Here is a 12961-nt window from a genome sequence, read left to right as displayed (position 1 = left end):
ACCCGGATTTTAGCCCAGCGCCCCGCTCGCCGCTTGCGCCGGCAGCGAGAACGTGAAGATGGTGCCGCCGCCCGGGTTCGGCGCATGGGTCAGCGTGCCGCCGTGGAACTCGATCGCGGTGCGGCAGATCGACAGGCCCATGCCCATGCCTTCGGCCTTGGTCGAGTAGAAGGGCGAGAACAGCCCGGCCGCCACTTCCGGCGCGATGCCGTGGCCGCGGTCGATCACCGACACCGACACCATGCCCTCGGCGTGGGCCGCGCCGATGCGCAGCACGCGCTGGTCGAGCCGGGTGTCGACCATCGCCTCGATCGCGTTGCGGGTGAGGTTGAGCAGCACCTGTTCCAGCATCACGCGGTCGGCCTCCACCTTCGGCAGTTGCGGCGGCAGCTCGACGCGCAGGATGACGCCGGCCTGGCGCGCCTGCAGCTCGACCAGGGCGCGCACACCCTCGACCACGCTGGGGATGGTGACCGGCTCGCGGCGCGGCTCGCGTTTTTTCACGAACTCGTGCACGCTGCGGATGATCTGGCCGGCGCGCTGCGCCTGCTGGCGCGCCTGCTCCAGCGCGTGCCGCAGCATGCCGGCATTCACCGGTTCGCCCGCCTTGCCGGTGCGCTCCAGCACGTTGAGGGCGCCGGCCGTGTAGCTGGAGATCGCCGCCAGCGGCTGGTTCAGCTCGTGCGCCAGCATCGAGGACATCTCGCCCATGGTAGCCAGGCGCGCGCTGTTTTCCAGCTTTTCCTGCTGCTGGCGGTTGAGTTCTTCGGCGCGCTTGCGGTCGGTGATGTCCTGGATCGAACTCATCCAGCCGGTCTGGCGGCCGTCGGCATCCACCAGCGGCGCCTCGTAGACCAGCACCGGCACGCGCATGCCGTCCGGGCGCTGGAACACGGTTTCGAACTGGGGCGTGATGTTGCCCGACAGGACGCCGGCGAAGCGCTCCTCATACTCGGCCATGACTTCCGGCGCCCAGTAGGGCATGGGCGGCTTCTTGCCGACCAGGTCTTCGGCCGGCAGGCCGACGATCTCGCAGAAGGCCCGGTTCACGTAGGTGACTCGCCCTTCCAGGTCGCGCGCGCGCAAGCCGGTGATCAGGGAGTTTTCCATCGCGGTGCGGAAGGCCATCTGCTGGCGCAAGGCCCGCTCCGCCGCCAGCGTGCGCGAGATGTGGCGCCACAGCGAGCCCAGGCTCAGCACCAGGCCCAGGGCCAGCACGATGACCGATCCGACGAGCAGGTTCGGCAGCAGCTGGGGTGCGCGCTTGACGCTGTCGGTGGACAGCACCACCAGCGCGCCCGGCAGGTCGAGCTCGCGCCGGTGCGTATACACCCCCCGTCCCGGGCCGCCGGCGGCGCGCCGCGCCACCGGGTCGTCCTCGCGGTCGAGCAGGGTCAGGGCGTTGTCCTGCGCGAACCACCAGGGCACCGTTTCGTCGAGCAGGGTCTGCAGACTGTAGGTGGCGACCAGGCTGCCGGCCGGCTTGCCGCCGGCGTACAGCGGCAGGTAGAAGTCGAGCACGCCCGGCGTGGCGTCGCTGGCGCCGTAGGGTTCGCTGTAGCGGCCGCGCCTGGTCGCGCCGGCCACCTCGGCCGCCAGCCGGGTCGGCGCGGGCAGGGCGGCGGGCGGTTCCAGGCCGTGGCTGGCCATCACCTTGCCATCGGCGTCATACCAGACGATGCGCACCAGTTCGGGGCCGTTCTCGAACATCTGGCGAAAGCGCGCCTGCAGCGCCTGCGGGGTGAGCTGTTGCTGCGGCGGCCGCGACACCAGGTCGGCGCCCAGCCCCGCCAGCGCTTCCTCGCTGCGCGCCAGCTCGAAGCGCAGGGTCTGCTCGACCCAGAGCGTGTCCGCGATCAGCTGCTCCTGGCGTTCGGTCTGCTCCATCTGGCGCGCCTGCCAGGGCAGCCAGATCAGCACCGCCAGGAACAGCAGCACCAGCAGGACCGGCACCAGCCAGCGCCAGGAGCGCGCACGCTGCGTGTCCGGCTGCTGGGTGAAGGGAAATTTCATTAATGCTCCGTACTTCGTTACACTGTCGGGCTATTGTGGAAGTCCACGATGGCGCGCCGCAAGCCTGCCGCGCAGACTGGTCCCACCCATCATATTCCCGTTCCCGACCAGGATGAACCGTACCGCCGCCCTGCAGATCCGATTCCTCGCCGCCGCACTGCTCGCCGTCACGGGCAATGCCGCCTGGGCGCAGGCGCCGATCATCATCAAGTTCAGCCACGTGGTCGCGCCGGACACGCCGAAAGGGCGCGCCGCCGAGCGCTTCAAGGTCCTGGCCGAGCAGATGACCAACGGCCGGGTGAAGGTGCAAGTCTACCCGAACAGCCAGCTCTACAAGGACCGCGAGGAGCTCGAAGCCCTGCAACTGGGCGCGGTGCAGATGCTGGCGCCCTCGCTGGCCAAGTTCTCGCCGCTGGGCGTGAAGGAATTCGAAGCCTTCGACCTGCCGTATATCTTCCCGTCCAAGCAGGCGCTGTATGCGGTGACGGAGGGGCGCATCGGGCGCGGCCTGCTGCGTAAACTCGAGTCGAAGGGCATCACCGGCCTGGCCTACTGGGACAATGGTTTCAAGGTGATGTCGGCCAACAAGCCGCTGCTGGCGCCATCCGATTTCCGCGGCCTGCGCATGCGCATCCAGGCCTCCAAGGTGCTGGATGTCCAGATGCGTTCGCTGGGCGCCCAGCCGCTGGCGCTGGCGTTTTCGGAAACCACGCCGGCCCTGCGCAACGGCGTGGTGGAAGGCACCGAGAACACGCCCTCGAACATGTACACCCAGCGCATGCACGAGTCGCAGAAGCACCTGACGGTGTCGAACCACGGCTACCTGGGCTACGCCGTCATCGTCAACAAGAAGTTCTGGGACGGCCTGCCGGGCGGGATCCGCAAGACGCTGGAAAAGGCGATGACGGAAGCCACCGCCTACGAGAAGACCATTGCCCAGCGTACCAACGACGCGGCCCTGGAATCGATCCGGCGCGCCGGCACCACCACCATCCATACGCTCAGCCCGCAGCAGCAGGCCGAATGGCGGCGCGCCATGCAGCCGGTGTACACCCAGATGGAAGCGCGCATCGGCAAGGACGTGGTGCAGGCGATCCAGCGCGAGGTCGCCAGATAAGGCTGGACCAGAGCGTCTTATGACAGCTGCATGACAGGCCTTGCGAACGCTCATGCGTTTTCTTCATATCTAAAAATAATTTTTGGTAATGTGGCCAAAAAGATACGTTTGCACGAAAAGCTTGCGTTATGATGGGGCCTCTTCGCACCCACATGGTGCGTACGCGAACAGAACACACACGGTTTTGGGGAGCATAGAGAAAATCACGGTAATCCATACCGGAGAACAATCGAGGAGACACACGTTTTACAGAAGCCGTTAGCACTGCTAAACGGCCGGGGACGTGACCCGAATTGGAGCGCACCTCAGGGTGCGCTTTTTTTTCGCCGGAAGTCCGGCTGGGGGTGGCCGGGCGCCATCCCAGCGGTTAAGATGCTGGAATGAAGACCGACCAGGCAAGCACCTTGTTCAACGCCATCGTCCCGGCGCCATTCGGCGCCATCGGGATCCGCACCACTGACGGACGCGTCCGCGAACTGGTCTATCTACAGCCTTCGTTCCAGGAAAAAGCCGCCGATAATCAGGTGGCCGATGCCGCTGCTGTCCAGGTGGCGCACTACCTGCAAGACCCCGACTTCCGCTTCGACCTGCCGCTGTTCGAGGCCGGCACCGAGTTCCAGCGCCGCGTCTGGTCCGAAATCTCTGCCATCCCGCGCGGCAGCGTCAAGACCTATGGCCAGCTGGCCAAGATGATCGGCTCGGCCCCGCGCGCGGTCGGCCAGGCCTGCGGCGCCAACCCCTTCCCGTTGATAAACCCGTGCCACCGCGTCACCGCATCCGGCGGCCTGGGCGGCTTTTCGAACCAGGACGACGAGAACGGCTTCCACCTGTCCGTCAAGCGCTGGCTGCTGCGCCACGAAGGCGCCACCGCATCCCCATGGCAGCAGCAATCGATCTGGGACTGATCGACGAGTTCTGCGACACCCTCTGGCTGGAACAGGGGCTGGCCAAAAATTCGCTCGACGCCTACCGCCGCGACCTCAAGCTGTTTGCCGGCTGGCTGGAAGCCAAGCGGCCGCAGCGCGCCAGCCTGCTTGCCGTGCAGCCCGAGGACATCGCCGCCTATTTCGCCGAACGCCACGCCGACACGCGCCCCAGTTCGGCGAACCGGCGCTTGTCGGTATTGAAACGCTTCTACGGGCTGGCGCTGCGCCGCAACCAGATCCCGATCGATCCCTGCCTGAAAATGGCCTCGGCCAAGCAGCCGACCCGCTTCGTCCACACCTTGAGCGAAAGCCAGGTCGAGGCGCTGCTCGCGGCGCCGGACGTGTCCACGCCGCTGGGCCTGCGCGAACGCACCATGCTCGAGCTGATGTATGCGAGCGGGCTGCGGGTGTCGGAACTGGTGGACCTGAAACTGGTCGAAGTCAGCTTGAATGACGGCGTGCTGCGCATCACCGGCAAGGGCAGCAAGACCCGCCTGGTGCCGTTCGGCCAGGAGGCGCGCAGCTGGCTGGAGCGCTACCTGCGGGATGCGCGCGGCATCATCCTGAACGGGCAGGTCGACGACGCCTTGTTCGTCACCGGCCACGGCGGGGCGATGTCGCGCCAGATGTTCTGGATCCTGATCAAGAAGCATGCGCAAAAGGCCGGCATCGGGGGACCGCTGTCGCCGCACACCCTGCGCCACGCCTTCGCCACCCATTTGTTGAACCACGGCGCCGACCTGCGTGTGGTGCAGCTGCTGCTGGGCCACGCCGACATTTCGACCACACAGATCTATACGCATGTTGCGCGCGAGCGCCTCAAGCATCTGCATGCCCAGCACCACCCGCGGGGTTAATTCAAGCCGCCGCGCAAGCGGTGGGCCATAATGGGCCTGCAGCACCGATCATCACCCTTCACATCCACTGCTAACGAGGTGAACATGGCACGGACGAATTTCCAGTACGAAAAGCGACAGCGCGAGCTCGAAAAGAAGCGCAAGGCGGAAGAGAAGGCCAAGCGCAAGCAGGACGCCAAGCGCGAGGCGGAGGAAGGCAGCACCGGCCAGCCGCAGGCAGAGCAGGGCGAAGCGGCCCCGCAGGACGCCGCCTGAAGGCAGGTCCGCGGGGCGGGCATGGAATGCTTCGCGCTCGGGCTCCGTCCTGGCGAAGAGGGTGGAGCTCCTTGCGCATGATGCCAATATAGCCAGGCGCGTCTAGCGCATCCAGCCGGATGCGACGGGCGGTCGAAACGCGGGTCTGGAATGCCGCCCGGGCGCGACGAAATGCAGGCGCAGCCTGCTTTTGCGTGCCCGCAAACGCCACGGTGGCAGGGCGGGGAAGAATGACGGGATTGTCATGGCACGCATGACTGTTTCCGTTAGAAAAGGATTCTTCCGTGAGCGAACAAGCGCGAGACCCGACGGGCTGGCCCAGTGGGCCGCGCGGGCTGGACTTGCCTGCCGATCCTGTCCGCCACGTCCAGGACCATCTCCAGGCGCCCGCTGCGCCGCATCCGGCGCCGGCCGGCGCCCTGCCCGAAGCCGTCGAGCTCGACGGCCCCGGCCGCCAGGCGCTCGACTGGCTCTACCGTTTCGTGACGGCGATCGAACTGGCGCCGGCGGTGGCCGTGCATTCACGCGACGGCGCCGGCATCGTGCGTTTCTGGAACCATGCCTGCGCCCAGCTGTTCGGCATCCCGGCCAGCCATGCGCTGGGCAAGCCCTTCCGCGAGCTGGTGTCCCACCTCGACCAGCAGCGCGAATTCGACAACACCATCGCCGCCATCTGGCGCGACGGCGAGGCGCCGGCGCCGCGCGACTGGCGGGTCGAGACCGCCGCCGGCCGGCGCCTGTGGCTGCATTCGAACCACTTCCCGGTCAAGCGCGACGGTCACACGCAGCAGGTGTTCTGCATGGAAGTGGACATCACCGCGCGCAAGCAGGTCGAAGACAACCTGAGCCAGGCGGCGCGGGTGTTCGAGAATGCGCACGAAGCCATCATCGTCATGGATGCCGAATACCGGGTGCAGGCGGTCAACCAGGCCTTTACCGCCATCACCGGCTTCGACGCCGCCGACATCATCGGCTCCACGATCGCCAGCCTGCCCTGGGGCGAGGACAAGGACAAGGAGGACGGCGGCGGCGGGGGCGGCTTCTACGACACCATCTGGTCCCAGCTCGACGGCAACGACCGCTGGCAGGGCGAGCTGCCCGCCGTGCGCAAGAACGGCGAGCACTACACCGCCTGGGTGGCGCTCACCACCATCCGCGACCCGCACGGCGCCGCCAGCAGCTACATGGCGACGCTCTCCGACATCAGCGAACGCAAGCGTGCCGAGGCGCAGGTGCGCCACCAGGCCGAGCACGACACCCTCACCGGCCTGCCGAACCGCGCCCTGTTCCTCGATCGCATGCACCAGGCGCTGGCCACCTGGCGCCGCCAGCGCGACAGCTTCGCCGTCCTGTTCCTCGACCTCGACCGCTTCAAGGCCATCAACGACAACAACGGCCACCAGACCGGCGACGCAGTGCTGCGCGAAGTGGCCGCGCGCCTGCGCGGCTGCGTGCGCCGGGTCGACACCATCAGCCGGCTCGGCGGCGACGAATTCGTCGTGCTGCTGGCCGACATCGGCGGGGTCGACCAGGCCGCGCACGTCGCCAATGCCGTGATGGGGGCGGTCTCGCGTCCGTTCGAGGTGGCGGGGCAGCAGCTGACGCTGTCGGCCTCGATCGGCATCGCCATCTGTCCCACCGACGGCGGCGACGTCGACACCCTGATGCACCATGCCGACGTGGCGATGTACCACGCCAAGCAGAACGGCCGCAGCAGCTTCCGCTTCTTCAGTCCCGAGATGAATGCGCGCGTATTCGAGCGCGGCGAACTGGAAAAGCGCCTGCGCCAGGCGCTCGAACGCGGCGAATTCGTGCTCGAGTACCAGCCCGAGCTCGACGTCGGCTCCGGCAAGGTGATCGGCATGGAAGCGCTGATCCGCTGGCGCCATCCCGAGCGCGGGCTGCTGCTGCCGCACGAGTTCCTGCCGGTGGCCGAGGAATGCGGCCTGATCGTGCCGATCGGCGAATGGGTGCTGGTTGAAGCCTGCACCCAGGCGCGCAGCTGGCGCGACGCCGGCCACGTGGTGACGGTGGCGGTGAACCTGTCCGACATCCAGTTCCTGCACGGCCGCCTGCTCGAGAAGGTGGACGCCGCGCTGGCGCAGTCCGGCCTGGCGCCAGCCTGGCTCGACCTGGAGATCACCGAGGGCGCCATCATGCGCGGCGACCACGTGCTCGACGACACCGTGAAGTCCCTGCGCGAACGCGGGGTGCAGCTGACCATCGACCGCTTCGGCACCGGGCTGTCCAGCCTGTCCTCGCTGCGACGCTTCCCGCTGTCGAAGCTGAAGATCGACCGCAGCTTCGTGAGCGACATCGAGCACGATCCGGCGGACGCAGCCCTGATCCCGGCGATCATCGCGGTGGCGCGCAGCCTGCGCCTGCGCGTGGTGGCCGAAGGCGTCGAGACCGAGGAGCAATTGCGCTTCCTGCGCCAGCACGGCTGCGACGAATACCAGGGTTTTTATGCGGCGGGGGCGAGCGCCCGGCCGGATTTCAATCCGGCGGTGCGTTGAGCCCGCTGACGTGAGATGTTCGTAGGGTGGGCGGCTACACCCGAAACGAACTATGCCGCGCCATATCCGCCGCCCACGCGTTCAAACCAAGCATGAATAGACCGATCGTCTGTTCATGCCGGCGTTGAACGCGTGGGCGGCCGACATGGCGCAAGATGATCGGCGTGAGCGGTAGAGCCGCCCACCCTACAAAAGCGAAGCGCCGCGCTTGCTTGCAGCGCTCTTTGATCAATCCACGCCGCCCTCCGGCCGATCCGCCTGCGGATACAGGCGGATGCGCGCCAGCACCTGCCCGTGGTCCGAGGCTTCCGGCAGCCCCAGGTCCAGGTGGTCGTTCAGGTAGACCACATCGACCACCTCGCCGATCGCATTCGGCAGCACCGGATTGAATTCCTGCGACACCAGGATATGGTCGATGGTCGAGTGCCGGCTTTCGTGCACGATCGAGAAGCCGACGCTGCGCAGGTTGTCCTGGTGCATGTGCAGGCGCGCGGCGTCAAACATGCGCTCCGCCAGCGGCGCGCCTTCGCCGAGCACGATCTCGGTGGTCACCGAATCGGCGACGTCGTTGAAGTCGCCCAGCACGATGCGCGGGCGCCCCTTGTCGCGCGCCATGTCGGTGAGCAGCACGCGCAGGGCGGTGGCCTCGGTGCCGCGCCGGATCAGCGAGCGCAGGCAGGCGAGGGCGTACAGGTTCGGGTCTTCGTCGGTGTCGCTGCTGCGGTAGTCGGGGCGGCGCGACTTCAGGTGCACGACGATCACGTCGATCACGATGCCGGGCGCCAGTTCGACCTCGGCATGCAGCGGGGCGCGCGTGAAACGGTCCGGGTCGCGGCTGCCCGGCGGCATGGCCACGTTGTCCGGGAACAGGCTGATTGCGCGCGGATGGCTCAGGACCGGCAGGCGCGAGACCAGGGCCACGCTCGGGGTCAGGCGCGGCGCCTCCGGGTCGGGATCGAAACCCAGGTGGACCGCTTCGCGAAAACGCCGGGTGCGCGCCAGCACCTCGCGTAGCGTGGCCTGCGAGAAGATTTCCTGAAAGCCGATCACGTCGGCATTGAGCAGGTCGATCTGGTGCGCGGTCCAGTCCAGCTTGGCCTCGTATTCCTCCGGCGTGCAGGGAGCGAGATTTTCGTAGCAGCGCATGCCCGGCGGGGCCAGGTTGAAGGTGTTGAAGGTGGCAAAGCGAATTTCTTGCTGCATAATAGAAACCCCTTATGTTCGTCTTAAGCGTACCACGCATGGCCAAGAAAGAGCACGTATCTGAGACACCCGCGACGCAGTTCCTGCGCAAGCACGGCGTGGCTTTTACCGAACATCCCTACGAATACGAGGAACACGGCGGCACGGCCGTGTCTTCGCGCGAACTGGGTGTGCCTGAGCACAATGTCATCAAAACCCTGGTGATGCAGGACGAATCGGCGCGGCCGCTGATCGTGCTGATGCACGGCGACCGCAAGGTGTCGACGAAGAATTTGGCGCGTGCGATTCCCTGCAAGTCGGTCGAGCCTTGCAAGCCGGAGGTGGCGCAGCGTCATTCCGGCTTCCTGGTCGGCGGCACCTCGCCCTTCGGCGTGCGCAAGGCGATGCCGGTGTACGTCGAGGAATCGATTCTGGCGCTGGACAAGATCTACATCAACGGCGGCCGCCGCGGTTACCTGGTCGGCATTGCCCCCGACGTGCTGACCGCGACGCTGGGCGCGAAGCCGGTGCAGTGCGCGCTGGCGGAATGATTGCCAAAAGGCACGCTCACTGTGTATAGTCCGAGCGCCCAGTTTCCGTACCGACAAACAAGTAAGAAAGTGACATGAACACCCTGATCGCCACCATTGCCGCCTACCTGATCGGCTCGATTTCCTTCGCAGTCGTGATGAGCCGCGCCTTCGGCCTGTCCGACCCGCGCACCTACGGCTCCAAGAATCCGGGCGCCACCAACGTGCTGCGCAGCGGCAGCAAGAAGGCCGCGATCGCGACCCTGGTCGGCGACGCCGCCAAGGGCTGGCTCGCGGTCTGGCTGGCGGTCAAGTTCGGCCCGCAGTACGGCCTCGACGACGGCGGCATCGCCCTGGTCGCGATCGCCGTGTTCCTGGGGCACCTGTGGCCGGTGTTCTTCAAGTTCGTGGGCGGCAAGGGCGTGGCGACCGCGCTCGGCGTGCTGCTCGGGATTAATGTGTGGCTGGGACTGGCGACGCTGGCGACCTGGCTGATCGTGGCCTATGCCTTCCGCTATTCCTCGCTGGCGGCGCTGATCGCGTCGATCTTCGCGCCCTTCTACTACGGCCTGCTGTTCGGGGCGGACGAGATCCTGTTCGCGGTGGCGGCGATGAGCGCGCTGCTCCTGTGGCGCCACAGCAGCAATATCGGAAACCTGATGGCGGGCAAGGAATCGAAGATCGGCAGCAAGGCCAAGGGCGCCGCCAAAAAATAAGGCGGGCGTCTGCCGGCAACATGGGGGAGCACTGCTCCCCCATTTTTCATGGCGCACCGAAAAAGCCACATCGCGTTACCATATCGCCATCAGGCACCTGCGGTGCCGCAACGAACCTGAAAGGTGGCACCCTCATGAGCAAACAACTCCGCATCGATTTCGTCTCGGACGTCTCCTGCCCCTGGTGCGCGATCGGCCTGAGCTCGCTGGAGCTGGCGCTCGCCCGCGTCAAGGGAGAGGTCGAGGCCGACATGCATTTCCAGCCCTTCGAGCTGAACCCGAATATGGGGCCGGACGGCCAGGACATCGTCGAGCACATCACCGAGAAATACGGCGCCACCGCCGAGCAGCAGGCCAACAGCCGCGAGATGATCCGCCAGCGCGGCGCCGACGTCGGCTTCAGCTTCGACATGGAGCGGCGCGGCCGCATCTACAACACCTTCGATGCGCACCGCCTGCTGTCCTGGGCCGAGGAAGAGGGCAGCCAGCGCGACCTCAAGATGGGCCTGTTCGAGGCCTATTTCACCCATTGCCAGGACCCGAGCTGCCACGACGTGCTGCTGGACGTCGTCGAGCGTGTCGGCCTGGACCGCGAGCGGGCCAAGCGCATCCTGGAATCCGACGAGTATGCCGACGAGGTGCGCGAGCGCGAGCAGTTCTTCCAGCGCGCCGGCATCCACTCGGTGCCGGCCATCATCATCAACCAGCGCCACCTGATCTCGGGCGGCCAGCCGCCGGAAGTGTTCGAGCAGGCGCTGCGCGAGATCGCGGCGCAGAGTGACGCTGCTGCCCAGCAGTAAGAATTACTTCAGGTCGAGCACGATTGGCTGATGGTCAGACGCGGCAGTCTCGGACTGCACGTCGACCGTCGCCACGCGCGGCGCCAGGTCGTCGGTGACGAAGAAGTAGTCGTAGCAGTCCGGCTTGTCCGGCCACGGGTAGCCGTGCAGGCCGGTGGTCGGGGCGCGCGCCACGCCGCCGTGGGCGACGCGCCAGGCGTCGACAAAGGCCGGGGCGTCGTCGATCGGCGCCAGCATGGCCTGGTAGTCGCTCGAATCCGGGGTGAAATTGAAGTCGCCGCACAGGATCGCCGAGGCAGGACGGAAACCCAGCTGGAAGGGCGCGTCCAGGCTCGGGTCCGGCTGGAAGATGCGGGCGCGGGCGCTGGCCTCGGCATGCAGTTCGCGGATGCGCTGCACCTGCGCCCTGCGCTGCAGCGCCGAATAGTACTCGAGGTGGGTGGTCATCAGGCGCAGCTTGCCGCTGGGCGCATCGATCACGGTTTCCATCAGGCCGCGCGGCATGCCGGCCGGGTTTTCCGGGTCGGCCGGCCAGGGCAGCAGGTGGCGGTGCACCTGCGAGATGCGGTAGCGCGAGAGGATCAGGTTGCCGAACAGGCGGGGCGAGTTATTCTTGTAGAGTTCGCTTGGTGCGTGCTCCATGGAATGGTAGCCGCCAAAGGCGCCGCCCAGCTGCTTGAACTGGTTGGCGGTGGCGCTGCCTTCCAGTTCCGAGTGATTGGCCGCTACTTCTTGCAGACACACGACATCCGGATTCAGCCGTCGCAGGACGTCGATGATCGCATGAATGCGGATCCGGCCGTCCTTGCCACAACCCCAACGAATGTTCCAACTTACAACGCGCATCGCAGTACCTCCGTAAAACTTAACCGTCGGATATTGCCATCGTTTGGCAAGGGGCGGTCACACCGTAGGATCGATGTCAGGCATGCAAGTTCAATGTTGAAAGCAAGTGTAAAAGGCCTTGTCAGGCGGCTTCCAGTTCATCGAGCGGCCAGCGCGGACGCACGTTGAAAGCATAGTCGCGCTGGGCCAGATCCGGCTTGCGTTCGAGGCGCATGGCGCCGGCGAAGGCGATCATGGCGCCGTTGTCGGTGCAGAATTCCAGCTCCGGATAATAGACCTTGAACCTGCGCTTGGCGGCCGCGGCATCGAGCGATTCGCGCAACTGGCGGTTGGCGCCGACGCCGCCGGCGATCACCAGGCGCTTCAGGCCCGTATGGCGCAGGGCGTTGACGCACTTGGCGGTCAAGACCTCGACGATGGCGTCGACGAAGCCGCGCGCGATGTTGGCCTTGTCCTGCTCGCAGATATTCGCCACCACTTTCTCTTCATGGTTCTTTACCACCGTCAGCACGGCGGTCTTCAGGCCCGAGAAGCTGAAATTGAAATCCTTCGAATGCAGCATCGGGCGCGGCAGCGTGTAGGCAAGCGGATCGCCGAACTCGGCCAGGCGCGAGATCGCCGGGCCGCCCGGATAGCCCAGGCCCAGCAGCTTGGCCGATTTGTCGAAGGCTTCGCCGGCGGCATCGTCCAGGGTCTCGCCCAGCAGGGTGTAGCGGCCGACGCCGTCCACGCGCATCAGCTGGGTGTGGCCGCCCGAGACGAGCAGGGCGATGAAGGGGAATTCCGGACGCTCGCTGGCCAGCAGGGGCGAGAGCAGGTGGCCTTCCAGGTGGTGCACGCCCAGCACCGGCTTGTCGAGGGCGAGGGCCAGCGAGCAGGCCACCGAGGAACCGACCAGCAGCGCGCCGGCCAGGCCCGGGCCCTGGGTGTAGGCGATCGCATCGATGTTCGATGCGGGCATGTCCGCGCGTTTCAGGACCTCTTCCAGCAGCGGCAGGGCGCGGCGGATGTGGTCGCGCGAAGCGAGTTCCGGCACCACGCCGCCATACTCTTCGTGCATGGCGACCTGCGAGTGCAGGGCATGGGACAGCAGGCCGCGCTCGGTGTCGTACAGAGCCAGGCCGGTTTCATCGCAGGAGGATTCGACGCCGAGAACAATCATGGGGGGAAACAGCAGGGAGGAAAAGCGAGATTTTACAGCAG

The 12961-nt window shown here is 66.5% G+C and carries 12 protein-coding genes; 8 read left to right on the top strand and 4 right to left on the bottom strand.

All coding sequences use genetic code 11. The features are described from left to right. Positions 1 to 9 precede the first annotated feature (9 nt). Entirely contained in the window at positions 10 to 2013 is a 2004-nt protein-coding gene (locus tag FG94_RS19685) for a PAS domain-containing sensor histidine kinase (protein ID WP_036215193.1), read from the bottom strand. Between the two features lie 112 nt (positions 2014 to 2125). Between FG94_RS19685 and FG94_RS19680 the strand changes: the two genes are divergently transcribed. From FG94_RS19680 to FG94_RS19665, 5 genes are all read left to right on the top strand, one after another. Further along, positions 2126 to 3130: a TRAP transporter substrate-binding protein gene (locus tag FG94_RS19680; protein WP_051996934.1), complete on the top strand. Its 1005-nt coding sequence runs from the start codon at positions 2126 to 2128 to the stop codon at positions 3128 to 3130. Positions 3131 to 3510: 380 nt separating this feature from the next. Then, on the top strand, positions 3511 to 4035 hold the full coding sequence (locus tag FG94_RS19675; protein WP_036215190.1) for a methylated-DNA--[protein]-cysteine S-methyltransferase: 525 nt from the start codon (positions 3511 to 3513) through the stop codon (positions 4033 to 4035). Beyond that, a complete protein-coding gene (xerD, locus tag FG94_RS19670) occupies positions 4008 to 4913 on the top strand; it encodes a site-specific tyrosine recombinase XerD (RefSeq protein ID WP_036215187.1) in 906 nt (301 codons plus the stop codon). The genes FG94_RS19675 and xerD overlap by 28 nt, the downstream gene beginning before the upstream one ends. An 84-nt stretch (positions 4914 to 4997) precedes the next feature. Beyond that, positions 4998 to 5168, top strand: coding sequence for a hypothetical protein (locus tag FG94_RS27965; RefSeq protein ID WP_200880006.1), 171 nt, complete (start codon positions 4998 to 5000; stop codon positions 5166 to 5168). Between the two features lie 284 nt (positions 5169 to 5452). Further along, complete coding sequence (locus tag FG94_RS19665) at positions 5453 to 7684, top strand: bifunctional diguanylate cyclase/phosphodiesterase (protein WP_229446001.1); 2232 nt, start codon at positions 5453 to 5455, stop codon at positions 7682 to 7684. 228 nt (positions 7685 to 7912) lie between these two features. Here the strand turns inward: FG94_RS19665 and FG94_RS19660 are convergent, their stop codons facing one another. Continuing rightward, positions 7913 to 8887, bottom strand: a complete 975-nt coding sequence (locus FG94_RS19660) for an endonuclease/exonuclease/phosphatase family protein (RefSeq protein ID WP_036215184.1) — start codon at positions 8885 to 8887, stop codon at positions 7913 to 7915. A gap of 38 nt (positions 8888 to 8925) precedes the next feature. Here FG94_RS19660 and FG94_RS19655 point away from each other — a divergent pair, with 38 nt between their 5' ends. The 3 genes from FG94_RS19655 (at position 8926) to FG94_RS19645 (ending at position 10912) form a co-directional block, all read left to right on the top strand. Continuing rightward, entirely contained in the window at positions 8926 to 9417 is a 492-nt protein-coding gene (locus FG94_RS19655) for an aminoacyl-tRNA deacylase (RefSeq protein WP_036215181.1), read from the top strand. A 74-nt stretch (positions 9418 to 9491) separates the two neighbouring features. Then, entirely contained in the window at positions 9492 to 10112 is a 621-nt protein-coding gene (plsY, locus tag FG94_RS19650; protein ID WP_036215178.1) for a glycerol-3-phosphate 1-O-acyltransferase PlsY, read from the top strand. A gap of 134 nt (positions 10113 to 10246) precedes the next feature. Continuing rightward, positions 10247 to 10912 (top strand): DsbA family oxidoreductase, encoded by a 666-nt coding sequence (locus tag FG94_RS19645; RefSeq protein WP_036215175.1) that lies wholly within the window; start codon positions 10247 to 10249, stop codon positions 10910 to 10912. A 3-nt stretch (positions 10913 to 10915) separates the two neighbouring features. Here the strand turns inward: FG94_RS19645 and FG94_RS19640 are convergent, their stop codons facing one another. Both FG94_RS19640 and tsaD read right to left on the bottom strand, forming a co-directional pair. After that, positions 10916 to 11758 (bottom strand): endonuclease/exonuclease/phosphatase family protein, encoded by an 843-nt coding sequence (locus FG94_RS19640; protein ID WP_036215172.1) that lies wholly within the window; start codon positions 11756 to 11758, stop codon positions 10916 to 10918. A 121-nt stretch (positions 11759 to 11879) separates the two neighbouring features. After that, positions 11880 to 12920 (bottom strand): tRNA (adenosine(37)-N6)-threonylcarbamoyltransferase complex transferase subunit TsaD, encoded by a 1041-nt coding sequence (tsaD, locus tag FG94_RS19635; RefSeq protein WP_036215169.1) that lies wholly within the window; start codon positions 12918 to 12920, stop codon positions 11880 to 11882. Positions 12921 to 12961: the final 41 nt, after the last annotated feature.

Source organism: Massilia sp. LC238, from assembly GCF_000735635.1.
GTDB lineage: Bacteria > Pseudomonadota > Gammaproteobacteria > Burkholderiales > Burkholderiaceae_D > Telluria > Telluria varians.
This window is presented reverse-complemented; position numbering and strand designations above follow the sequence as displayed.